This is a genomic window from Pseudomonas sp. 3JA (genome assembly GCF_036961705.1).
GTDB lineage: Bacteria > Pseudomonadota > Gammaproteobacteria > Pseudomonadales > Pseudomonadaceae > Aquipseudomonas > Aquipseudomonas fluorescens_Q.
In genome coordinates, this window is record NZ_JBAMDJ010000001.1 from 67558 (window position 1) to 89768 (window position 22211).

A 22211-nucleotide genomic window follows, 5' to 3' on the forward strand; every position below is an offset into this window, starting at 1 on the left:
CTCGCCACACAAGAGCAGGCGCTTATTCAGTGTTTTTCTTGAACCCCCGCAAATTCATCGCACACAGGCAAAACTGCAACACGATCAACGCATACGCGTGGGTATGAAGCCCCCAGATCACCCACAGAATATTGCTTGCAATAAAACAACTGAATCCCGCCATCCGGCGTCGCGGTTGGCGTGAGCCGATCAACCAGGCGGCCAGCACCGTGACGAGCATCGCTGGCCATTGCACCCATCCAAGATAATCCACACAAGCGTCCTCTTGCCCTGATGAACTAGAGACCCTGGCGGTTGGGGAGCGTTTCCCCGGATGTTGGATGCACCTGCGGTCCATTGGCTTGAACTTGCCGTGCGTCGGGTTCTTCTAATGAGTCCGAATCATCATCGAGGCACCGCCTGCGCAATGCCCAGAATACTCACCGGGCCAACCCCGGAAGAAGAACTGACGGAACACAACGCCAAACTGTTCGGTTCACCCAAGGAACGACTGGATTTCTATCGCCGGGAAATCCAGTACGAAACCAGCATCCTGGCCAACCGAACCGATGCTTACCTGGCCGCCCAATCTTTCCTGGTGATCGCCTTTGCTTCGTGCATGGCCAACCTGAACCCGGAGTGGGGCAAGTTGTTCACGCTGATCGTGCCGCCATTTCTGGCCTTGCTGGGATTCTTGAGCTCGCTCAATGCCTGGCCGGGCATCAAGGCGGCCTACGAAATCATCGATCATTGGCATTTCAAACAGAGCGAGTTATTGCGCGCCGAACCCTTGATGGGCCTGGCCTACGACGAGTCACCGCTGTTCAACGAGCGGGAGTCGACGCACAAAGGCTACCGCAAGTCGCTGCTGTTCTCGGTGCGTACGCCATGGATCTTCGCCACCTTCTGGGTATTGCTGGGGGTGTATTCGGTCTATATCCAGATGGGTGATCCTGGCGGTTGAGCCACACGATCTTGCGGACGAACATCATCGTGGCGAGGGAGCTTGCTCCCGCTCGGTTGCGCAGCAACCGCAAAGCTTGGGGCCGCTTCGCAGCCCAGCGGGAGCAAGCTCCCTCGCCACAACAGCGTTCATCTCCTGCCGCAGTTACTCACCTCGGCTGCTTGCGGCGCTCATACCATGCCAGGGTCGGTTGGGTCGTGACACCATGGACCAAAATACTCAAGGCCACCACCGACAGGGTGAGGTTGATGCACAACTGCTCCACCTCCGGCTGCAGGTCGTTGTTCAAGGCGAAAAACAAATAAAACAGACTGCCGATCCCGCGGATGCCGAACCAACCGATCAGCAGCCGTTGCGGTCCGTCGAGCAATCGCCCCCAAGGTAATGCCAGCACACTCAACGGGCGGATGACGGCAAACAGCAGGGCACCGATCGCCAAGGCCCGCCAGTCCCAATGGTTGGCCAGCACGACCCCAAGCAGGGTGACCAGAAACACTTCCATCGATCGCTCCACCAGGCTGCCGAATGCGAGCATGTCGCTCATCATGACCCCTGCGGCCAATTGACCATCGTCCAGCGACTCGGTATCGCCCAGGACAGCCTGTTGGGGATCGACGGTTTCGTGGCCCACCACCGGTTGCACCAGGTGTTCTGCCGGCGGCGCCGCTTCATCGGTGGATTTGACCTCAGCCTGGCGCAGCCCCAGGCCGGCGGCAAACACTGAGAGAAAACCATAGCCCTGGATCCACTCGGCCACGACGTAAGCCAGGGCAATCAGTGCCAGGGCCAGGTAGTCATTGGGCGACAGCGTGCTGTCGGCATTCCGGATGCGCATCGACAAGGTCAGCTTGCCAATGCCGCGGCCCATCCAGTAGCCGACCAGCAAACCGGCCGGCACCGCCCAGAGGACGTTACGCAGCAGCCATTCACCGAGAAAACCGCTGCCGTCTTCACGCAGCATCAACAGGCCGAGGATCACAAAAGGAAATGCCGTCCCGTCGTTCAGTCCCGCTTCGCCCGACAGGCCGAAACGTACCCGGTCGTCATCCCGCGCGTCATTGACCTGCACCAGCGCCGCCAGCACCGGGTCGGTAGGTGCCAACATCGCGCCGATCAGCATCGACACGCCCCAACCCAGGCCCAACAGATAATGCAATGCCAGGCACAGGCCGGCGATGCACAGGATCATCACCGGCCCGGCCAGCCCATAGGCGACACGCCAGGTACGGTTCTTGAGGGGCAAACGCAACTTGAGGCCGCTGACGAACAATGAAAACACCACCGCGACCTCCGTAAGGTGTTCCATCCAGACCGCCGAGTCGCTGATGTCCAGCTTCAGCACGTCCACTCCCATCGGCCCGATGGCAACGCCCAGTACCAGGCACATCGCTGAGGTGGTGACCGGCATCCAGCGCAGATAGGAGGAGGTCAAGGCCAGGGTCAGCAACACCGCACCGAGCACCGCTACCCATACCGTGAAAGTCATCGTTGCTCCTTGGATAGCGCTTGGTACAGCCGGCGAGTGAACCCCGTGGCGAGGGAGCTTGCTCCCGCTCGGCTGCGAAGCAGTCGTAAAAACCTTTTGACCGCGCCCCCTTGCATGGGCCGCCTCGCATCCAGCGGGAGCAAGCTCCCTCGCCACAACAGCGCCGTTGCCACATTCAACAGCTGGGGTGGTTCTCAGTATTCGAGGGCTGGAGCGAAACGAGGGTTCCCCTCGTGAATGGACAACCCGTTTATCCGCCTGCTCTTCAACCCAACGGAATTTTTCGTCGTTGCCGGTGCTCTGCAACAGAAGAGACGTGCTGATTCAGCGTCCGCCGAAACCCAAGAGGCCCTTATGACTGCGCTGACACCCCTCCAATCCCAGCCGGGAACCGTGCACCCTGTTACGCCTGACGGGCACGTGCGCCAATGCTATGAACGACTGTTCCAGGGCCCCGACGACGCTGACAAGCAAGCCGTCGCCCAGGCGTTCCTCCAGGAATGCATCGCAAAGGCCGCGGCGCTTCCCCAGGAGATGCCCGATGACCCCATGGCGCTGCTGGCCTGGGTCGAGCAGCACAGCGCCGGCGTGGCCCGGCAATACGCTGACTACCTGGAGCGGCGCAAAAATGGCGGCGCGCGGGAGTTCTTCAGCAGCAAGGCCCACGCCTTGTACTTCCTGCAGGCTGTGGCGCCGACCAAACGGGTGGACGGCGCCTGGCTGTATGGCGTGGTCAAGCACTGGCATGACCACCGTTTCGAAGGGTTGCTGTGCACCTACCTGGAAGAACTGGGGGACGGTCATCCCGCGCAAAACCATGTGGTGCTCTATCGAAAATTGCTCGCCGAACACGATCTGTCGGATGCCCCGGACATCGACGACGACCTTTATCTGCAAGGCGCCGTGCAACTGGCCTTGGGGTACGCCGGCGACGAATACCTGCCAGAAGTCATCGGCTACAACTTGGGCTATGAACAATTGCCCCTGCATCTGCTGATCAGCGCCTATGAGCTGAGCGAACTGGACATCGATCCGTACTATTTCACCCTTCATGTCACCATCGACAACGCCAGCACCGGCCACGCCCATAAGGCCGTACAAGGGCTGCTGCAGCTGATGCCGATGGAAGCCGACCGGGAAGCCTTCTGGCACCGGGTCACGTTGGGCTATCGCCTCAACGACCTGGGGCAGGGCAGCCGGGACATCATCGGCGCGTTCGACCTGACCCGCGAAGTGCTGGACATGCTTGAACGCAAACGCCCGTTCGGCCAGCACATGCATTCCGATTACTGCAAGTTCGAAGGCAAGACCGTCAACCAGTGGCTTTCGGCGCCAGGCCAGTTGGAAGGATTCTTGGCGGCAATGCAGAACAAAGGCTGGATCAAACGCCATGAAGACCCGCAGAACAGCCGCTTCTGGACGCTGATCAACGGGGCTGGAGCGGCCATGTTCGGGGTATTCAGCCCCTACGAAAAACAGCTGCTGCACGATTGGATAGCCGGTGACTGGCTGGACGAGGGCACAAGATCCGGCGTCCGGCGCGCTCCGGTTGCTGCTTGCGAGCCGACGACGCCGATGGACGATCCCGATGTACAAAGCTTGCTACAGGCACTGCAAGGGCGAACGCCCAACGAGCAGATGCAGGTTCTGATGCCCTGGCTCTGTGCTCGGCGTCATAGCCATCCGGCCGGCCTGTTGGCGACTCGTCGGTTCATCGAACTCAAGTCCGCACTTCGTTAGGGAGCCCTGCATGAATGAAGAACGCCTGTCCGAGCGGGACCTTGCGCTGTTGCAACTGGGCCGGCGCCTGCAAGCCGACGGCTACCGTTTCATTACCCCAACGCCGTTGACCCACGAGCGAGTCAACCAGCGACCCGGCAATGAACGCTCCAAGACCTTGCGGGACGTGTTCGGTTGGTCGCGGCCATTTGCGCCGGGACTGATCAGTGCCGATGAACAGCGGCAACTGCAAGAAGCCCACGTGCTGGAAGAGCGCGACGGCCTGCTGCGCAGCCGGGTGCGCTGGTCGAGCCTGGATGGCTTGCTGTTCGCTCATTCGCCGTTCCCCACCCAGGCTACCGATGCGGTGTTTTTCGGCCCTGACAGCTACCGTTTCGCCCAACTGATCCATACTCATCTGCAGCAGAACTTCACGGCGGTACATCGCGCCGTGGACATCGGTTGTGGCGCCGGCGTCGGTGCGATCGTGATTGCCCGCGCCCGGCGTGAAGCGCAAGTAATGGCGGTGGACATCAACCCGCAAGCCTTGCGCCTGAGCGCCGTGAACGCCGCGCTGGCCGAGGTGGGCAATGTCGAGGTCGCTCGCAGCGACGTGCTGCAGGACGTGCCAGGCAACTTCGACCTGATCGTCGCCAACCCGCCGTACATGGCTGATCCATCCGAGCGCGCCTATCGCCATGGCGGCGGCGCACTGGGCGCCGGGTTGTCGTTGCGTATCGTCGAACAGGCCTTGCCCCGGCTGACACCGGGCGGCTCGCTGGTGCTCTACACCGGCGTGGCGATGGTGGATGGGCGCGACCCGTTCCTGGACGCGCTGGGTCAATGGCGTGACTCGGCGGATTTCGGCTGGACCTACAAGGAATTGGACCCGGACGTGTTTGGTGAGGAATTGCTGACGCCGGGTTATCAGGACGTGGAAAGGATCGCCGTGGTGGCGTTGGTTGTAACCCGCATTGGCGCAGGTATCGGCGGGGTTATCGGAGGGATTATCGATGAACAGGCGCATGAAATTCGGCATTGAAGAGGAATATTTCATCACCGATCTGCAAACCCGTTGCATGCCAGGCGAGCCACCCGCACAAGCGATAGCAGCTTGCCAGGCCGAACTGGGCAAGCATTTCGCCCATGAAATGTTCCTGTGCCAGGTCGAGATGGCATCGCCCATCTTTCGCAGCCTGTCAGAGGCGGCCGATTACCTGAGCCAGGTGCGTACGGGCTTGAACCAGCGGTTGGCACCCTATGGCCTGGGTCTGCTGAGCGCCGGTTCACATCCGATGACGACCCAAGTACTGCAGCCGACCGACGAGCTGCATTTCCAGCAACTGTTCGATGATTACCAACGGGTGGCGAGGCGCAGCGTGCTGTCGGGCCTGCATATCCATGTGGAAGTTCCGGCCATTCAGGATCGAGTGCGGGTCATGAATGAGATCCTGCCCTGGTTGCCGATGTTCCTGGCCCTGAGCGCTTCATCACCGTTCTGGAACGGTGGCTACAGTGGCTTCAGCAGCTATCGACAAGTGGCCTGCGATGAATGGCCACGCATGGGCGTGCCGGAGTTTTTCGAAGATGAGTCGGCGTTCGCCAGCTACGTCGACATGCTCATGCGTACCGGGTCCATTCGCCAACCCAGCGATTGCTGGTGGGTGATACGGCCTTCCTCACGTTACCCCACGCTGGAACTGCGCATTTGTGATGCCTGTCCTCGGGTCGACGACGTCCTGTGCCTCGCCTCGCTGTTTCGCCTGATGGTGGCCCATGCCGTGGCGCAGCGCCGGCCTGGCGCCCACTACAGCCAGATGTCCCAGTGGGTCCTCAAGGAAAATCGCTGGCGGGCCAAACGTCATGGGATTCTCGCGGAGTTCATCGTCGAGGGGCAGGAGCAGCCGATGCTGATCGGTGAATGGTTGACCCTGGCCGAGCAAACCTTCGGTGAGACCGCAGCAGAGCTGGGTGTCCAGGACGTATTCGGGCAGGTGCGCCGCATGGTGCAGGAAGGCACCAGCGCCGACCGGCAAATCGTCCTTTTCGAACAGGGGCTGTTGCTGGGCGATTCCGTCGAACAGGCCCTGGGCCGCGTAGTCGATCAATTGCTCGCGGAAACCGTCGGGCTGCCGGTCGCCGATCCGGCGTTGCAACAGGTGGCTGGTGGTCCATGAGCAGCAAGACCCTGGATGACTACAACCGCATGCGGGATTTCGCCGCCACTCCGGAGCCGGCGGCGAAGCGCTCGCGCCAATCGGCGAAGACTGCCCACGCCTTGCAGTTTTGTATTCAAAAACACGACGCCTCGCGGCTGCATTACGACTTTCGGCTGGAACTGGACGGTGCACTCAAGAGCTGGGCGGTGCCCAAAGGCCCCTCCCTGGACCCGAAAGCCAAGCGCCTGGCGGTGCATGTCGAAGACCATCCGCTGGATTACGCCACGTTCGAAGGCAACATTCCCGAGGGCCATTATGGCGCCGGTGACGTGATCGTCTGGGACCGAGGCGTCTGGATTCCCCAGGGGGATCCCCACGAGGCCTATGAAAAAGGCCGGCTCAAGTTCGAGCTGCAAGGGGAAAAGCTCAGCGGCCTGTGGAACCTGGTGCGCACCCACATGCCCGGCAAGCAGGAGCAGTGGTTCCTGATCAAGCACCAGGACCAGGCCGCCCGCCCCGAAAGCGAATACGACGTGGTCCAGGCCGAGCCGGACAGCGTGCTCAGCGATCGCACCCTCGTGCCCAAGCGTCGAGGCAAGGCTGGCGCCAAAGCGGTGAAACAACCGGAAAAAGCCGCGCAGCCGAAATCGCCGAAGCGCACCTCGAAAACCTCCCTCAGCGGTGCGGTCGCCGGGCCGCTGCCGGACACCCTCAAGCCGGAACTGGCGACCCTGGTGGAAAGCGCGCCCGACGGCGAATGGCTCTATGAAATCAAGTTCGACGGTTACCGGGTCATGGCGCGGATCGAAAACGGCGACGTCAGGCTGCTCACCCGCAACGGCCATGACTGGACCCACAAATTGCCACGACAGGCCGAGGCGTTGGCCGCGCTGGGCTTGGAATCGGCCTGGCTCGACGGCGAGATGGTGGTTGCCAACGACCAGGGCGTGCCGGACTTCCAGGCCTTGCAGAATGCCTTCGAGGGCGGCAGCAGCGGCAAGATCGCCTATTACCTGTTCGACATGCCTTACCTCAACGGCATGGATTTGCGCAAAGTGCCGGTGCAAGAGCGCCGGGCCGCATTGGCGGCCGTGCTGGAGCCCAACGAAAGCCCTTTGCTGCGGTTTTCCGATGCCTTCGAAGAAACCCCAGAAGCGCTGCTCAATAGCGCCTGCCAAATGCAGATGGAGGGGCTAATCGGCAAGCGCGTCGGCAGCACCTATGTGTCCCGGCGCAGCAACGACTGGATCAAGCTCAAGTGCAAGAATCGCCAGGAGTTCGTGGTGGTGGGCTTCAGCGAGCCCAAGGGCGCTCGCAGCGCCTTTGGTGCCTTGCTGCTGGGGCTGCATGATGCCGACAGCGGCCAGTTGCGCTACGCCGGTAAGGTCGGCACCGGGTTCAACGAAACCACCCTCAAAAGCATCTACCAGCAATTGCTGCCCCTGGAGACGAAAAAGGCCGCCGTGGTGAACCCGCCCACCGGCTACGAAGCCAAGGGCGTGCATTGGCTGGAACCGAAGCTGCTAGCCGAAGTGGCCTTTGCCGAAATGACCAAGGACGGCTCGGTGCGCCATGCGGTTTTCCATGGCTTGCGCGACGACAAGCCGGCCAAGGACATTACCCAGGAGCTGGCCAAGCCCGTGAAAAAAAACGCTACGGCAAAAAAAACCAAAGCCAAGGATGAGCCTGGCGCGACACCGGCCAGGACCAAGAGCAAGGCCAAGGCAGCGGCCTTGGACGGCAAGGTCCGCATCACCCATCCGGAGAGGGTCATTGACGCCAGCAGCGGCACCACCAAGCTGCAACTGGCCGAGTACTACGCCAGCGTGGCCGAATTCATCCTGCCGGAACTGGAAGATCGCCCGGTCGCCTTGGTCCGGGCGCCGGACGGCATCGCCGGTGAGCTGTTTTTCCAGAAGAACCCCGAGCGCCTGGCGATTCCCGGTATCACCAGCCTGGACAAGGAACTGACCGGGCAGCCGGTGATGATCATCAACAACGCCGAGGCGCTGATCGGTGCGGTGCAGATGAGCACGGTGGAACTGCACACCTGGAATGCCACGTCCGTCGACTTGGACAAGCCCGACCGTTTCGTCCTCGACCTGGACCCGGACCCGGCGCTGCCCTGGAAAAGCATGGTCGAGGCGACGCAGCTCACGTTATCGGTGCTCGATGAGCTGGGGCTCAAGGCGTTTCTCAAGACCAGCGGTGGCAAGGGCATCCATGTGGTGGTGCCGCTGACGCGCAAACTGGGCTGGGACGAGGTCAAGGGGTTCAGTCATGCGATTGTCAGTCACATGGCCAAGCTGCTGCCAGACCGTTTTTCGGCGGTGTCCGGGCCGAAGAATCGGGTAGGGCGGATTTTCATCGATTACCTGCGCAATGGGTTGGGCGCTACCACCATTTGCGCTTATGCCGCCCGGACTCGGGAAGGGTTGCCGGTGTCGGTGCCGATCTTTCGCGAGGAGGTGGCCGAGCTCAAGGGGGCGAATGTGTGGAACGTGCACAATGTTCATGAGCGTCTGGCGGAGGTTGGGCATGAGCCTTGGGCTGGGCTCAAGCGAACTCGGCAGAGTATTACGGCTGAGATGCGCAGGCGTATTGGTATGAAGAAAGTTTAACCGGATCACCTCAAGCCGCTGTCATCGGCATTGTGCACCCCGAAAACGCATTCAGCCCACCGGGACACGCATATATTCCGGCTGCAGGTAGTTGAACCAGAGCAGGATCATTTCCACCAGGATCGTCACCAGGACCAGCAGGCCCACGCCCCAGACACTTGCCGAATACAGCAGGCCCTGTTCCTTCTTGAGGCCCATGAACTTGGGCAGCCCGACGAACAGCAGGAACGTCGAGTAGGCCGACGCCAGTAAAAGCACTGCCACGGCCAGCCAGCGGCTCGGGTAAAGCCCGAAGATTCCGGCCAGGAAGTACGGCGTTGCGGTATAGGCGGCGAAGCCGATGCATTGGTTGACCGTCGGGCGCGCTTCGAAAGTGCGGGACATCCAGCGGATGAACAGCCCCATCAACGTGACGCCGACGACGATGGTCACGTACAGCAGCACGCACAATTGAAGCGCGCTGGCACTGCTGAGTCGTACCGTTTCGTTTTCGGCCAGGCTCCATCCGGTCCAAGTGGTGCCGATGAACAGGCATACCGCGGGGATCAGCGCGAGCAGCAGCAAATGAGCCAGGTAATGGCGTGGATGCGCCTGTTCTTGCTCGCGTATGTCGGCCCAGGCGAATTCGGGCTGCGTGAACAGTTTGACGAAAGGTGCGGACATGACGACCTCCTGATCAGGACGGCCTCTGCATGAGGCCCTTATGGAGTTTGAGGTACAGAAAAAGGCTCGGGTTTCATTTATTTGCTGGTCCTGGCCGACGGGGCGATAAAGGGAATGAAACACAACGGTAGAGGTCAACCCATCAGCATCCCCGAAGGACCGTCTGCCATGACTGTTGCCCAAATCCTGGTTGATTATTTGCGCGATCATGACCTGCGCCTGACCACAGCCGAATCCTGCACCGCCGGACAGATCGTCACATTGCTGGCCGAGGTGCCCGGCAGTGGTTCACTGATCGAAAGCGGTTATGTGGTGTACTCCCCGGAGGCCAAGCAGCGCTTGCTCGGTGTCAGCCCACGCACCATCGAGACCTTCAATCTCACCAGCCGTGAAGTCGCCGAGGAAATGGCCCTCGGCGCCTTGCACGACGCCAATGCCAATGCGGCGGTGGCCACCACCGGTCTGCTCGGGCCAGACGACAAGGACGGAATACCCGCCGGCACCGTCTGCTTTGCCTGGGCGTTCGATGTGGACGGTCAGCGAGCACTGTTCAGCCGTTGCGTGCGCTTCTTCGGCAGTCGCGGTCAGGTGCAATTGTGGGCCGCCGAATACGTGCTGCAACAACTGGCCGGCTTTCACCAGCGCGCCATGGCCGGCGAGCGGCGATAGGAGGGCGGGCCATGAGCGATCCATACGAGCAGGACGACCACCGGAGCCGCCAGTTTCCGGTATGCGAAGACATGGCGTTCCAGCACAAGGTCTGGCGTTTCGAGCGAGTTGGCTGGTACGTGTTGGTGCTGTTGGTGATCCTGGCCTTGCTGGGGCTGTTCTCCCGTGGCCCGCTGAGCAACCGGGAGCTGCACAGCGACGACGGCAGCCTGGGCGTCGAGTATCAGGCCTTCCACCGCAACGGCTCCAGCAACGTCCTGGTCATCCGTCTCAAGGGCCAGCCCAACGCCGTGTTGGAAGTCGAGTTGGGTGGCGATTGGCTGGAAGGTTTCGAGGTGCAAGCGTTGCAACCTGCACCGCTGCGCTCGGCGGGCGCGGGGCAGGGCATGACCCTCTGGGTACAGGCCGATGAACGAGGGCAGGCCAGCCTGCACCTGTCATTGCTCGGCGACGGTTTCGGGACCTATCACAGCCGCATCGCACCCCCTGGCGGTGCCTCGGTGAGTTTCAATCAGTTCATTTTTCCTTAGGTGACCTATGGATTCGGTGCTGCGAGCGGCCGTGATGTACGCGGCGTTGATGGTGTTGTTCAAGATCGCCGGGCGACGTTCGCTGGCAGAAATCACCACCTTTGATTTCGTGTTGTTGATGATCATCGGCGAGGCCACTCAACAGGCGCTATTGGGGGATGATTTCTCGATGACCAACGCGCTGATGGTGATCGTGACGCTGATTGCCATCGATGTCGGCTTCTCATTGCTCAAACTGCGCTCTCAATGGGTTTCGCGCCTGATCGACGGTGGCCCGACCATCATCGTCGAGGACGGACGAATTCTGCACGGGCGGATGCGTCATGCGCGGTTGGTGGAGGCGGACATCATGGAGGCGGCACGCTCCAGCCAGGGCATCGAGACCCTGGAACAGATCAAGTTCGCGATCATCGAGCGCAATGGGAAGATTTCGGTGATTGCCAAGGAGTAACCCCGAGTGCTGGCGAACTTCATTGTGGCGAGGGGATTTATCCCCGTTGGGCTGCGAAGCAGCCCCAATAGGCCAACACTCGGGATCAGCCTGATATACCAGGTGAGCTTTTTAGGGCTGCTTCGCAGCCTAGCGGGGATAAATCCCCTCGCCACAAAAGCAGTCTCAACCTTGATCAGAGCATCGGCTTGCCCCCGGTAATCCCATAACGGGCTCCGGAAATGTAACTGCCTTCGTCCGAGGCCAGCAGCACATAGATCGGCGCCACTTCAACCGGCTGGCCGGGACGGCCAAGGGGCGTCTGGGAGCCGAAATTCTGTACTTCTTCCTCGGGCATGGTCGCCACGATCAGCGGCGTCCAGATCGGTCCGGGTGCCACGCTGTTCACACGGATGCCCTTGGGGCCGAGCATTTGCGCCAAGCCGCCGGTGAAGTTGGCAATGGCGCCCTTGGTGGTGGCATAGGCCAGCAGCGTCGGCTTGGGCATGTCGGAGTTGACCGAGCTGGTGTTGATGATCGAGCCACCCGGCTTCATGTGCGGCACGGCGGCCTGGCAGATCCTGAACATCGCGGTGATGTTGATATCGAAGGTACGCACCCATTCTTCGTCGGGAATATCCTCCAGGTTTTCGTGGGTCATCTGGAATGCGGCGTTGTTGACCAGGACGTCGATATGCCCGAAGCGGGCGACGGTTTCATCGACGATCTTGCGGCACAAGCCTTTGTCCGCCAGATCACCGGGCAGCAATAGGCATTGGCGCCCGGCCTGCTCGACCCAGCGCGCGGTTTCCCGGGCGTCTTCATGCTCGTCCAGGTAGGCAATCGCCACGTCCGCGCCTTCACGGGCGAAGGCAATGGCCACGGCACGACCGATGCCGCTGTCGGCGCCGGTGATCAGGGCGATCTTGTTCGCCAATCGTCCGGAGCCGGTGTAGCTCTGTTCGCCGCAGTCCGGGTAAGGGTCCATTTTGCGCTGGCTGCCGGGCACCGGCTGGCTTTGTTTAGGGAAAGGCGGGAAAGGGTAGTCGACCATCGTCGTTCTCCAGGTGGGTTGCGATGGAGGGTGGACTTTGGGTTTTCGGGCAGAGTTCGGTCGAATTGTCCGGCCAGTCGATGAGCGTAATAAGGCGTGTTTCGTCGGCGAATAGAGGGGCCTGGCGAACATTGGACGGGCCTGTATTCTCCAATGTGAGTACAGGTGTCGTTTAAGGAGCAGGGCAATGTTCAGCCACATACAGATCGGCGCGCGCGATCTGCCGACGATGGTCGCTTTTTATAACGCAGTCCTCGGCTGCCTGGGGCTGGAGCGCATCGAGGGCGAAAATGATTCGGGCCCGCCGGGAGAAGGCTGGCGTCAGCCCGGCAAGCATTGGCCCCAGGTTTTCGTCCAGTTGCCTTTCAATGGCCTGCCCGCTACGTGGGGCAATGGCATGCAAGTGAGCTTCGCCGCGGACTCCCCGCAAACCGTGCGTGCTGCCTGGGAGCAGGCGATTGCCATGGGCGGCTCTGACGAAGGCGCTCCCGGCCCGAGGCCGCAGTATTGCGAAGGCTATTTCGGGGCCTATTGCCGCGATCCAGAGGGCAACAAGCTGTGCTTTGTCCATGCGCCGGATATGCATGAATAAAGCACAGATCCCATTGCAGCTAGGAGCTTGTGTGGCGAGGGAGCTTGCTCCCGCTGGGGCGCGTAGCGGCCCCTATCTGAGGGCTGCTTCGCAGCCCAGCGGGAGCAAGCTCCCTCGCCACAGGATCAGCCCCTGGCCTTCAGGCTGCGCTCCATCCGCGTGATCCCTTCCTCCAGCAGCGCCCGCGGGCAGCCGAAGTTCAAGCGCACGAACTGACCGGCGTCGTCGCCAAAATCCAGGCCGGCACTCAGCCCCACCTTGGCTTCTTTCAGGAAGAAGCCCTGCGGGTCATCCAGTCCCAACCCGGAGCAATCCAGCCAAGCCAGGTAAGTGCCCTGGGGTACGGTCATGGTGATGCCCGGCAGGCGAGTGTTCACTGCATCGACCAGGTAATCGCGGTTGGCTTGCAGGTACGCCTTCAGGGCCTCTAGCCACGGGCCGGCTTCGCTATAGGCCGCACGGGTCGCTTCAAGGCCCAGGGCATTGACGCTGTCGACCATGCCGGCCCGGGCGCTGTTGACCCGTTCGCGCAGCTTGGCGTTCTGGATAATGGCGAACGAGGTCTTCAACCCGGCGATATTGAAGGCCTTGCTGGCGGACATCAGGGTGATGGTGCGCTCGGCAATCTCCGGGCTGAGGGAGGCGGTTGGAATGTGCACACGGCCGTCGAAGCACAGTTCGGCATGGATTTCGTCGGAGATGATCCAGGCGTCCTGCTCCAGGCAGATGTCTGCCACGGCCTTGAGTTCCTGGCGGTCAAACACCTTGCCCAACGGGTTGTGAGGATTGCTCAGCAACAGCGCGCCACCGCCCTGCAAGGCCTCGCGCAACGCAGCCAATGGCGTGTGGAATTCACCGTTGACCGGGTGGAATGGCAATTCCACTTTGTTCAACTGCCAGTGACCTGGGGCGTTGCGCAGCGGCGGGTAGTTGGGCACCTGCACCACGACATTCTGCTGGGGCGCTACCAAGGCATGCAGGGCCATGTTGAAGCCCGGCTCGACACCCGGCAGGAACACAATCTGCTGGGGCTCGACGCGCCAGGCGTACTTGCTCCACAGATCGGCCACGACGGCGGCGCGCAGATCGTCCTGGGCCACGCTGTAGCCCAGCATCGGATGTTCCAGGCGCTTGTGCAGCGCGTCGATGATCACCGGTGGGGCGGGGAAGTCCATATCGGCGACCCACATCGGCAACACATCGGCCGGGTAGCGGCTCCATTTGGTACTGCCGGTGCCGTGGCGTTCCAATACCGTGTCGAAATCGAAAGTCATGGGGGTTCCATCAGTCAGTCATGAGATGGCGAACATCATAAAGCAAAGGCCAATTGTCGGGGCCAGGCGAATCTGTAGCTCGACGCACGTAACTCGACAGGCTCGCGCCGCACTGGAGTTGCTTGCGCAAAGGCAAGGCAGCACAGCAGGTCTTTTTTCGAGCGCCTCGCGCTAGCGCAGTCCTCTGGCACGAATGTATCTCCATGTATCAAGCGCCACTGTCGATACGCACCGTTGCACTCCAGGCCGTCGCTGACACATGCGCGATACCTGACCGACGTCAAATGAGCCCACCGAGACAGCCCCAGCCGTCTCACTGGCTCACCCCACGTCGGAGATAACATCATGAACTGGAAAAACCTCGGCATCGCTTCCTTGTTTGCCGCACTGAGCCTTGGCGCTGTCGTGGCCAATGCCCAAGGCAGCATCAAGCCTCACACCTACCTGTATGGCGACCACCTGGATGTCGCCAAGGTGCTTTCGGTCAAGCAAGGCTCGGGCTGCGGCGTCGTGGAGACACGCATGACCTATTTGGACTCGGCCGGCCAGATCCAGGCACTGGACTACAACGCCGTCGCCCAGGACTGCGCTCAGGACAATTGATCCAGGTCCGTGGGCCGCTCACTCAAGGAGAGTCATCATGCTTGCAATTTCATCCGTTTGCGCCTGGCACCGTTGCCTGGTTCACACCGCCAGGGGCAGTGCGCTCAGTCTCGCACTGCTCGCTGCCAGCCCGGGTGCCTGGGCGGCCACCGCCGCGGTCGCGCCAGCCAGTACGGTTCAATCGTCTCAATCCGAGGCCATCCGCCCATACCGCATCCATGTCGATGACGCGAAGCTGGCCGAACTGCGCAAGCGCATTGCCGACGCCCGTTGGCCGGACAAGGAAACCGTCAATGACGTTTCCCAGGGCGTGCAACTGGCCCAGGTACAGGACTTGGTGAAGTATTGGGGCAACGGTTATGACTGGCGCAAGGCCGAGGCCAGGCTCAATGCATTGCCCGAGTTCATCACCACGATCGATGGTGTCGACATCCAGTTCATTCATGTGCGTTCGCGCAATCCCAACGCCATGCCGCTGATCCTTACCCATGGCTGGCCGGGTTCGCAATTCGAGTTCCTCAAGACCATCGGCCCGTTGACCGATCCGACCGCCTACGGGGGGCGTGCCGAGGACTCTTTCGACGTCGTGATTCCATCGATTCCAGGTCACGGCTTTTCCGGCAAGCCGACCGAGTTGGGCTGGGGCCCGGACCGCGTGGCCAAGGCCTGGGACGTGCTGATGAAGCGCTTGGGCTACACCCATTACGTGTCCCAGGGCGGTGATCATGGGTCGGTCATCTCCGACGCCTTGGGCCGCCTGGCGCCGCCCGGTTTGCTGGGTATCCATTTGAACATGCCGGCGACCGTGCCGCCGGAGCTGGTGAAGCCGATCAACAGCGGCGAACCGGCACCGGCCGGGCTGAGCGCTTCAGAACGCACTGCCTACAACTCGCTGAGCAGCTTCTTCGGCCGCAATGCAGCCTACGGCGCGATGATGGTGACCCGGCCGCAGACCATCGGTTACCTGCTGGCAGATTCGCCCTCGGGCACAGCGGCATGGATGTACGAGAAATTTGCCGCCTGGACTGACAGCGAAGGCAAGCCGGAGCGTGTGCTCAGTCGCGATGAAATGCTCGACGACATCAGCCTGTACTGGCTGACCGACAGCGGCGCATCGTCCTCCCGTTTCTATTGGGAGAACAACAACAATAACTTCAGCGCGGTGGCGCAAAAAACCGCTGACATCAAGGTCCCGGTAGCGATCACCGTGTTCCCCCACGAAATCTACCGTGCACCGAAAACCTGGGCCCAGCGCGCCTACCCATCGCTGTCCTACTTCAACGAAGTCAGCAAGGGCGGCCATTTCGCTCCCTGGGAGCAGCCGCAATTGTTCAGCGAAGAGTTGCGCGAGGCATTCCGGCCATTGCGTAGCGCCGTGAAAGACACCGTCGCCCAGACCGCTCATTAAACCTTTCCTGGCGGCTCAGAACCGGGAGCCGCTCACCCGCCATTCGTAAGAGAGATTCACATGGACACGACTCTGAACCACCCATCCGCAGCGCGCCATGGTCGCTTGTTCACCCCAGCCCTCCTGGTGTTCGCGATGATGCAATTGGGCGCCTTGGGCTTCGCTTCGTCGCAGGCTAACGCCGCCGATGTACCTGCCAGCACCATTGGCGCCATTACACCGGGCAGTCACACCTCGTTCGGCGCGCTGAAGCACGTCAAGGCTGGCCTGTTGGACGTTTCCTATGCCGAGGTCGGTCCCGCCGATGGGCCGGTGGTCATCCTACTGCATGGTTGGCCCTATGACATTCACAGCTACGCGGATGTGGCACCCGCGCTGGCAGAGAAGGGCTATCGCGTGCTGATCCCGTACGCCCGCGGTTATGGCGACACGCGCTTCCTGTCGGCCAAGACCCTGCGCAACGGCCAGCCTTCTGCACTGGCAAGCGATCTGATTGATTTCATGGACGCGCTGAAGATCAAGCAGGCCGTGCTCGGCGGTTATGACTGGGGCGCACGCACCGCCGACATTGTCGCGGCCCTTTGGCCGGAGCGGGTGAAGGCGCTGGTGGCGGTGAGTGGCTACCTGATCGGCAGCCAGGAGGCCGGCAAGACACCGCTACCACCGGCCGCCGAACTGCAGTGGTGGTATCAGTTCTACTTTGCGACCGAGCGCGGCCGCCTCGGTTACGAGAAAAACACCCACGACTTCGCCAAACTGATCTGGAAGCTGGCGTCGCCCAAGTGGAACTTCGATGACGCAACGTATGAGCGCAGTGCCGCCGCTTTGCAGAACCCCGATCATGTCGCCGTTTCAATCTTCAACTATCGCTGGCGCCTGGGCCTGGTCAAGGGCGAGGCCAAATACGATGCACTGGAAAAGAAACTGGCGACGTTCCCGTCGATCAGCGTGCCGACCATCACCTTGGAGGGTGATGCCAATGGCGCTCCTCATCCGCCCGCCGAAGCCTATGCCAAGCGTTTCACTGGCCAATACGAACATCGCCTGATCGATGGCGGTGTCGGCCACAACTTGCCGCAAGAAGCACCGCGAGCGTTCGCCCAGGCCGTGATCGACGCCGATCACCTCCAGTGAGGCCGCGTTCCCGGCATCTGAAGTGAAGGGGAACCCGAAACAACGGGTTCGCCTCCCAAAAGGCTGATACCTCAAATCACCTTGGATCAGGCAAACATGCCGGCGAATCCGGCAACCGGATAGGCGTTTCGCTCCACATACTCTCGCGGCCCTGCGGCCCTGCCACAGCGGTATCCGAGTGGCAGGGACTTCTGTAGGGCATCGAAAACACGTGTGCGAGTGCTTGATATGGAAAACAACACGATCCGCTTTGCCTGCAACGGCTGCGGCATCTGCTGCAAGGGGCGGCTGATTCCACTGACGTTGGATGAGGCAAGGCAGTGGCTACACCGCGGACATGAGGTAGCGGTCATACTGGAGGCGTTCGATGAGTCAACCTGGCCTTCCGAGCCGAGGCAATTCGCCCACAGCGCCCAACGGGCCGTGGCCGTCACCAGTGGCGATGCCCAGATTCGAGTCGTGGCGGTACTGGCGGGCAATGCGCTGACGCAGTGCCGCAATCTCGGCGACGATGGTCGTTGCGGCATCTATGAAGAGCGGCCGCTGGTCTGTCGAATCTATCCGATGGAAATCAATCCGCTCATTGCCTTGCGTCCTGCCGACAAGGTCTGCCCGCCTGAGGTCTGGGAGACGGGCGAGGTCTTGTTCAGCGACCGCGTTGTCGATCCGATCCTGGCCGATCAGATCGAACGCTCCCGCCAGGCGGACAGGGACGATGCCCAGGCCAAGATTGCGCTGTGTGAAGCGATGGGCATGAACGTCGCCGCTTGGAAGGGCAACGCGTTGGCGGTGTACTTGCCTGATAGGGCGCAGTTGACTGAAGCGATCATTCGCTACGATCGCGCCCCCGTGGCACCGACAGGCCTGGATTGGAAAGTGCGGGTCGAAACGCCGGCCCTGGCCCAACGCCTGCTGCAAGTGGGGGTCGCGCTGGATGATCAACGGTCAACCGGCTACATCTTCCAGAATCTTTAGGCACCCAGCCAAACCATCACTTTGTGCCCCCCAACTCCTGAAACATATTGTCATTTCTGGCCCGAGGTGACTGATGCGAGCTACGGATCGTTAAATCGAGTAAGAAATTGCGTCAATCAGGCAAGCGACTCGAACCGCCGACCCAGCATACTGCGTCCATATTGATCAACGACTTACGGTGATGGCGAACAGTGTTCGCATCACCGCAAGGCGTGGGTCCGATGTTTTCAAGGAGTGAAATGTGCACACCGACTTCAACTGCGACCAGGGCGTCAGCGACATCAGTCGCCTGGCCGGTTCGGTCAGCCAGCTTGTGCCCAGCGAGGGCGACCAGATCACCGCCATTGCCGGCTTGAGCCTACATCGGCGCAACGCGATCACCGCGCCGACGCACTGCATCTATGGCCTGGGTCTCGGCGTGACCTTGCAGGGCCGCAAGCAAGCCATGCTCGGGGACGAGATACTGACTTACGCGCCGGGCCAGTCGATGGTGACCTGCGTGGATCTGCCGGTCATTTCCCACATCTCCCAAGCCAGCGTCGCCAAGCCGTTCCTGGGCATGATGCTGAGATTCGACAGCACGATGGTGATGCAGGTGGCCGAGCGTATGCAGTTGTCACAACGCATGAGGGACGACGCGTTTCGACCGGTTACCGTACAAGCCCTGGATACCAGGGTGCTGGACGCCCTGCGACGCTTGATAGACCTGCTGGAGGAACCGTCGCTGCTTGAGACAGTCGCTCCGCTGATCAAGGAAGAGATCATCGCGCGCCTGTTGAGCGGTGCCCACGCGCCACAGTTGCTGCATGTGATCGCTGCCGGGTCACCCAGCCAGCACATCGCCAAGACGGTTGCCTGGCTGAAACTGAATTTTCGCCAGGCGTTGCGTATGGACGATCTGGCGGCACAAGCGCACATGAGTCCATCCACGTTTCGCCAGCATTTTCGCACCGTGACCGGAATGAGTCCGTTGCAATACCAGAAGCAGCTGCGGCTACAAGCCGCTCGGCAGTTGATGTTGAGCCAGAATGTCGATGCGAGCAGTGCAGGGGGCTTGGTTGGCTATGAAAGTGCCTCGCAGTTCAGCCGCGAATACAGCCGCCTGTTCGGCGCGCCACCGCAGCGGGATATCAAGCGCATTCGCTTGTGATCGTGAGGCTTGTCTGGCGTTGCGGCCAGACAGCCTCACAGCCTGTCACGCCAATTTGAAAGGTAACTCACGCAACGGTTTACCCGTGAGGCTCGCCACCGCGTTGGCAAAAGCGGGGGCCAGTGCCGGCAGGCCGGGTTCACCCATCCCCGTAGGAGGCTCGGCGCTGGGCACGATGTGGACGGCAAATGTCGGCATGTCAGTAATGCGCGGCACGCTGAAGTCAGCAAAATTGCTTTGTTGCACCACGCCATCTTTCAGCGTGATCGCGCCACCTGGCAGGCACATCGACAATCCCATCAGCGCCGCGCCTTGGACCTGGGCCTCGACACTGCGAGGGTTGACCGCCAGGTTGCAGTGCACACCGGCCGTCACGTTATGCAGCACCGGACGACCGTCCTGCACCGAGGCTTCGACGACGTAGGCCACCACCGAGCTGAACGACTCGTGGACCGCCACGCCCCAGGCATGGCCCGCCGGCAACGGGCGCTTGCCATACTCACTCTTGTCCACGGCCAATTGCAGCGCCTCGCGATGGCGTGGGCTCTGGTCGCCAAACAGCTTCATCCGGTAGGCCACTGGATCCTGCTTGGTCGTGCGGGCGATCTCGTCGATCAGCGTTTCCATCACAAACGCCGTATGGGTGGAGCCCACGCTGCGCCACCACAGCACGGGAACGTTGAGCTTGGGGTGATGAACCGTCAGCCGCATGGGCAGCGGATACGGATTACGCAGGCCTTCCGTGGCGGTCGGGTCGATGCCGTTTTTCACCCGCCCGCCAAACACGGTGCCGGTGATGATCGATTGGCCCACCAGGGCGTGGTCCCAGGCGAGCACCTTGCCGCTGTCGTCAAAACCGATGCGCGCACGGTGCAGGTGCATGGGCCGATAATAACCGCCCTTGATGTCGTCCTCCCGGCTCCAAAGGGTGCGGATAGGGGCGTTGACCCCGGCGGTGCGCGCGGCCTTGGCGACCTCGCAAGCCAGTACGACGAAATCGTTGGTGGGCACGCCGCGCCGGCCAAAACCACCGCCGGCGGTCTGCACGTTCACCTGGATCTGCTCTGGCTTGAGGCCCAGCACCTTGGCGGCCGCGGCACCGTCACCGCCGGGGAACTGCGTACCGACCCACAGTTGAGCGCCATCCGCGGCGAGCTGCACGGTGCAATTGAGGGGCTCCATCGGAGCATGGGCGAGGTAGGGAAACACGAACTCGGCGTCCAGTTGATGCGGCGCGCTGGCAAGTGGCGTCATGTCGGCATCAAAGTGCAGTGGGCCGGGCTGGTTGGCCAGTTCGCGGTATTGAGCCAATTGTTTCTCGCTGTCCACTTTTTCTACAGCGCTCGCATCCCACTCCACCTTCAGCGTGTCGCGTGCCAGCTTTGCCTGCCAGTAACCGTCGGCGACCACCGCAACACCTTCGGCACCGCCGTCCAGGGGTACGCGCAACACGGCTTTTACGCCTTTCGTGGCACGTGCCGCGCTGTCATCCAGGGAGGCGATTTTGGCGCCGAACACCGGAGGTCGGGCGACAACGGCGGTGAGCTGCCCCGGCAGATGCATGTCGATGCCAAAATCCTGCTGGCCGCTGCTCTTGGCCTTGGCGTCGATGCGTGTCGTGGCCTGGCCGATGATGCGGAAATCCTTGGGATCCTTGAGCGTGATCTGCTCGGGCACCGGCATCGCCATCGCGGCTTCGGCCAGTTCGCCGTAGCTGGCTTTACGGCCTGCCGGGCCGAGGACCGTGCCGGCCTGGGTGCTCAGGCTCGCCACGTCCACGTTCCAGCGCGCGGCGGCGGCACTCAGCAACATGGCGCGGGCACGGGCGCCGAGTTCGCGGTACTGGGTATAGCTGTTCTTGATCGAGTTGGAACCGCCGGTCAAGTGGATGCCGAAATTCGGGTCCATGTAGGCGGCGTCACTGTTGCCGTTGCGACTGCGTACCAGGCTCCAGTCGGCATCGAGTTCTTCGGCAAGAATCATCGGCAAGCCGGTCTGCACGCCTTGGCCGAACTCCAGGCGGTTGATGGTCGCCGTCACTTCGCCGCTGGGCGCGATTTGCACGAATGCCGAGGGTTGCTGGCTCGGTTTGAGCGGCACAGCGGCGCCACTGGTCTCTTGCGCCAGGGCCAGGTGTGGAAACGCCCCCAAGGCCAGCCCGCCGATGCCGACGATCTTGAGAAAACTGCGGCGCGGCAGGGTAGCGGGGCTGTCAGCCTCGTCGCGTTCAAGCAGGAGTTGCAAGGCGCGAGGGCGCTCGTTCGGAAAGATCTCGTTCAACATGGTCTGCTCCGATCAGGCAAGGGCTTTGGCGGCATCAGCCACCGCGGCGCGGATACGGGCGTAGGTGCCACAGCGGCAGATGTTGCCGGCCATGGCCGAGTCGATCTCGGCGGCCGTGGGCTGCTTGCCCTTGGGTTGGGCCTTGAGGAAAGCGGTCGCGCTCATGATCTGGCCGCTCTGGCAGTAGCCACATTGCGCCACATCATGCTTGACCCATGCATCGTGCACGGCGCTGCCCACCGGATCGCTGCCGTTGGTTGCCGCTTCGATGGTGGTGATTTTCTTGCCTTCGGCGGCGGCAATGGGCGTCACGCAGGAACGAATGGCCTGGCCATCCAGGTGCACGGTGCAAGCGCCACACAACGCCGCGCCGCAGCCGAACTTGGTGCCGGTCATGCCCAGCGTGTCGCGCAAGGTCCAAAGAATCGGGGTGCTTGGGTCTACGTCGACCGTGTATTCACGGCCATTGATGTTGAGGGCGCTCATAGGGGTACCAGCTCCGGATGGTTTGGCTCTGG

Annotated in this window: 21 protein-coding genes; 14 read left to right on the top strand and 7 right to left on the bottom strand. The window is 61.7% G+C overall.

Annotation, left to right across the window (positions count from 1 at the left end):
• Positions 1–22 precede the first annotated feature (22 nt).
• Complete coding sequence (locus V7773_RS00290; protein WP_063321299.1) at positions 23–253, bottom strand: hypothetical protein; 231 nt, start codon at positions 251–253, stop codon at positions 23–25.
• Between the two features lie 153 nt (positions 254–406).
• On the opposite strand from V7773_RS00290, the gene V7773_RS00295 reads away from it, so the two are divergent.
• Positions 407–943: a hypothetical protein gene (locus V7773_RS00295; RefSeq protein ID WP_063321298.1), complete on the top strand. Its 537-nt coding sequence runs from the start codon at positions 407–409 to the stop codon at positions 941–943.
• Positions 944–1091: 148 nt separating this feature from the next.
• On the opposite strand, the gene V7773_RS00300 is transcribed toward V7773_RS00295, so the two are convergent.
• Positions 1092–2429, bottom strand: coding sequence for a cation:proton antiporter (locus V7773_RS00300; protein WP_336071563.1), 1338 nt, complete (start codon positions 2427–2429; stop codon positions 1092–1094).
• A gap of 354 nt (positions 2430–2783) precedes the next feature.
• Here V7773_RS00300 and V7773_RS00305 point away from each other — a divergent pair, with 354 nt between their 5' ends.
• The 4 genes from V7773_RS00305 to ligD are packed head-to-tail and all read left to right on the top strand — an operon-like array spanning position 2784 to position 8928.
• Positions 2784–4169 (top strand): iron-containing redox enzyme family protein, encoded by a 1386-nt coding sequence (locus tag V7773_RS00305; protein ID WP_336071564.1) that lies wholly within the window; start codon positions 2784–2786, stop codon positions 4167–4169.
• A gap of 10 nt (positions 4170–4179) precedes the next feature.
• The gene (locus V7773_RS00310) at positions 4180–5190 is read left to right on the top strand and encodes a class I SAM-dependent methyltransferase (RefSeq protein ID WP_336071565.1); all 1011 of its coding nucleotides are present in this window, start codon (positions 4180–4182) and stop codon (positions 5188–5190) included.
• The gene (locus V7773_RS00315; protein ID WP_336071566.1) at positions 5162–6325 is read left to right on the top strand and encodes a carboxylate-amine ligase; all 1164 of its coding nucleotides are present in this window, start codon (positions 5162–5164) and stop codon (positions 6323–6325) included. The genes V7773_RS00310 and V7773_RS00315 overlap by 29 nt, the downstream gene beginning before the upstream one ends.
• Entirely contained in the window at positions 6322–8928 is a 2607-nt protein-coding gene (gene ligD, locus V7773_RS00320; RefSeq protein ID WP_336071568.1) for a DNA ligase D, read from the top strand. The genes V7773_RS00315 and ligD overlap by 4 nt, the downstream gene beginning before the upstream one ends.
• A gap of 51 nt (positions 8929–8979) precedes the next feature.
• Here the strand turns inward: ligD and V7773_RS00325 are convergent, their stop codons facing one another.
• Positions 8980–9591 carry a Yip1 family protein gene (locus tag V7773_RS00325; protein ID WP_336071570.1) on the bottom strand — a complete coding sequence of 204 codons (612 nt, stop codon included), beginning with the start codon at positions 9589–9591 and terminating at the stop codon, positions 8980–8982.
• A gap of 168 nt (positions 9592–9759) precedes the next feature.
• Between V7773_RS00325 and V7773_RS00330 the strand changes: the two genes are divergently transcribed.
• From V7773_RS00330 to V7773_RS00340, 3 genes are read left to right on the top strand one after another with little or no spacing between them, the layout of a single operon-like run.
• On the top strand, positions 9760–10260 hold the full coding sequence (locus V7773_RS00330; RefSeq protein ID WP_336071571.1) for a CinA family protein: 501 nt from the start codon (positions 9760–9762) through the stop codon (positions 10258–10260).
• Between the two features lie 11 nt (positions 10261–10271).
• Positions 10272–10790: a hypothetical protein gene (locus V7773_RS00335; protein WP_336071573.1), complete on the top strand. Its 519-nt coding sequence runs from the start codon at positions 10272–10274 to the stop codon at positions 10788–10790.
• Between the two features lie 7 nt (positions 10791–10797).
• Positions 10798–11241 (top strand): DUF421 domain-containing protein, encoded by a 444-nt coding sequence (locus V7773_RS00340; RefSeq protein WP_336071575.1) that lies wholly within the window; start codon positions 10798–10800, stop codon positions 11239–11241.
• 175 nt (positions 11242–11416) lie between these two features.
• Here V7773_RS00340 and V7773_RS00345 read toward each other — a convergent pair whose 3' ends face one another.
• Positions 11417–12274, bottom strand: a complete 858-nt coding sequence (locus V7773_RS00345; protein WP_092143564.1) for an SDR family oxidoreductase — start codon at positions 12272–12274, stop codon at positions 11417–11419.
• 187 nt (positions 12275–12461) lie between these two features.
• Between V7773_RS00345 and V7773_RS00350 the strand changes: the two genes are divergently transcribed.
• Positions 12462–12866, top strand: coding sequence for a VOC family protein (locus V7773_RS00350; RefSeq protein ID WP_336071577.1), 405 nt, complete (start codon positions 12462–12464; stop codon positions 12864–12866).
• Positions 12867–12991: 125 nt separating this feature from the next.
• Here the strand turns inward: V7773_RS00350 and V7773_RS00355 are convergent, their stop codons facing one another.
• Positions 12992–14140 (bottom strand): MalY/PatB family protein, encoded by a 1149-nt coding sequence (locus V7773_RS00355; RefSeq protein WP_336071578.1) that lies wholly within the window; start codon positions 14138–14140, stop codon positions 12992–12994.
• A gap of 345 nt (positions 14141–14485) precedes the next feature.
• On the opposite strand from V7773_RS00355, the gene V7773_RS00360 reads away from it, so the two are divergent.
• The 5 genes from V7773_RS00360 to V7773_RS00380 all read left to right on the top strand — a co-directional run bounded on the left by V7773_RS00360 (position 14486) and on the right by V7773_RS00380 (position 19410).
• Positions 14486–14743 (top strand): DUF2790 domain-containing protein, encoded by a 258-nt coding sequence (locus V7773_RS00360; RefSeq protein ID WP_336071580.1) that lies wholly within the window; start codon positions 14486–14488, stop codon positions 14741–14743.
• 37 nt (positions 14744–14780) lie between these two features.
• The gene (locus V7773_RS00365) at positions 14781–16151 is read left to right on the top strand and encodes an epoxide hydrolase family protein (RefSeq protein ID WP_336071582.1); all 1371 of its coding nucleotides are present in this window, start codon (positions 14781–14783) and stop codon (positions 16149–16151) included.
• Between the two features lie 60 nt (positions 16152–16211).
• Positions 16212–17285, top strand: a complete 1074-nt coding sequence (locus tag V7773_RS00370) for an alpha/beta fold hydrolase (RefSeq protein ID WP_336071583.1) — start codon at positions 16212–16214, stop codon at positions 17283–17285.
• A 228-nt stretch (positions 17286–17513) separates the two neighbouring features.
• Complete coding sequence (locus tag V7773_RS00375; RefSeq protein WP_072345182.1) at positions 17514–18260, top strand: YkgJ family cysteine cluster protein; 747 nt, start codon at positions 17514–17516, stop codon at positions 18258–18260.
• A gap of 241 nt (positions 18261–18501) precedes the next feature.
• Positions 18502–19410 carry an AraC family transcriptional regulator gene (locus tag V7773_RS00380; protein ID WP_072345184.1) on the top strand — a complete coding sequence of 303 codons (909 nt, stop codon included), beginning with the start codon at positions 18502–18504 and terminating at the stop codon, positions 19408–19410.
• Between the two features lie 45 nt (positions 19411–19455).
• Here the strand turns inward: V7773_RS00380 and V7773_RS00385 are convergent, their stop codons facing one another.
• Entirely contained in the window at positions 19456–21693 is a 2238-nt protein-coding gene (locus V7773_RS00385; protein WP_336071588.1) for a xanthine dehydrogenase family protein molybdopterin-binding subunit, read from the bottom strand.
• 12 nt (positions 21694–21705) lie between these two features.
• Positions 21706–22179 carry a (2Fe-2S)-binding protein gene (locus V7773_RS00390; protein ID WP_072345188.1) on the bottom strand — a complete coding sequence of 158 codons (474 nt, stop codon included), beginning with the start codon at positions 22177–22179 and terminating at the stop codon, positions 21706–21708.
• Positions 22180–22211 lie beyond the last annotated feature (32 nt).

Bases quoted from the DNA above. Each gene is read 5' to 3' on its own strand.
- V7773_RS00295 (WP_063321298.1), top strand. From the start codon at position 407: ATGCCCAGAATACTCACCGGGCCAACCCCGGAAGAAGAACTGACGGAA.
- V7773_RS00300 (WP_336071563.1), bottom strand. From the start codon at position 2,429: ATGACTTTCACGGTATGGGTAGCGGTGCTCGGTGCGGTGTTGCTGACC.
- V7773_RS00305 (WP_336071564.1), top strand. From the start codon at position 2,784: ATGACTGCGCTGACACCCCTCCAATCCCAGCCGGGAACCGTGCACCCT.
- V7773_RS00310 (WP_336071565.1), top strand. From the start codon at position 4,180: ATGAATGAAGAACGCCTGTCCGAGCGGGACCTTGCGCTGTTGCAACTG.
- V7773_RS00315 (WP_336071566.1), top strand. From the start codon at position 5,162: ATGAACAGGCGCATGAAATTCGGCATTGAAGAGGAATATTTCATCACC.
- ligD (WP_336071568.1), top strand. From the start codon at position 6,322: ATGAGCAGCAAGACCCTGGATGACTACAACCGCATGCGGGATTTCGCC.
- V7773_RS00325 (WP_336071570.1), bottom strand. From the start codon at position 9,591: ATGTCCGCACCTTTCGTCAAACTGTTCACGCAGCCCGAATTCGCCTGG.
- V7773_RS00330 (WP_336071571.1), top strand. From the start codon at position 9,760: ATGACTGTTGCCCAAATCCTGGTTGATTATTTGCGCGATCATGACCTG.
- V7773_RS00335 (WP_336071573.1), top strand. From the start codon at position 10,272: ATGAGCGATCCATACGAGCAGGACGACCACCGGAGCCGCCAGTTTCCG.
- V7773_RS00340 (WP_336071575.1), top strand. From the start codon at position 10,798: ATGGATTCGGTGCTGCGAGCGGCCGTGATGTACGCGGCGTTGATGGTG.
- V7773_RS00345 (WP_092143564.1), bottom strand. From the start codon at position 12,274: ATGGTCGACTACCCTTTCCCGCCTTTCCCTAAACAAAGCCAGCCGGTG.
- V7773_RS00350 (WP_336071577.1), top strand. From the start codon at position 12,462: ATGTTCAGCCACATACAGATCGGCGCGCGCGATCTGCCGACGATGGTC.
- V7773_RS00355 (WP_336071578.1), bottom strand. From the start codon at position 14,140: ATGACTTTCGATTTCGACACGGTATTGGAACGCCACGGCACCGGCAGT.
- V7773_RS00360 (WP_336071580.1), top strand. From the start codon at position 14,486: ATGAACTGGAAAAACCTCGGCATCGCTTCCTTGTTTGCCGCACTGAGC.
- V7773_RS00365 (WP_336071582.1), top strand. From the start codon at position 14,781: ATGCTTGCAATTTCATCCGTTTGCGCCTGGCACCGTTGCCTGGTTCAC.
- V7773_RS00370 (WP_336071583.1), top strand. From the start codon at position 16,212: ATGGACACGACTCTGAACCACCCATCCGCAGCGCGCCATGGTCGCTTG.
- V7773_RS00375 (WP_072345182.1), top strand. From the start codon at position 17,514: ATGGAAAACAACACGATCCGCTTTGCCTGCAACGGCTGCGGCATCTGC.
- V7773_RS00385 (WP_336071588.1), bottom strand. From the start codon at position 21,693: ATGTTGAACGAGATCTTTCCGAACGAGCGCCCTCGCGCCTTGCAACTC.
- V7773_RS00390 (WP_072345188.1), bottom strand. From the start codon at position 22,179: ATGAGCGCCCTCAACATCAATGGCCGTGAATACACGGTCGACGTAGAC.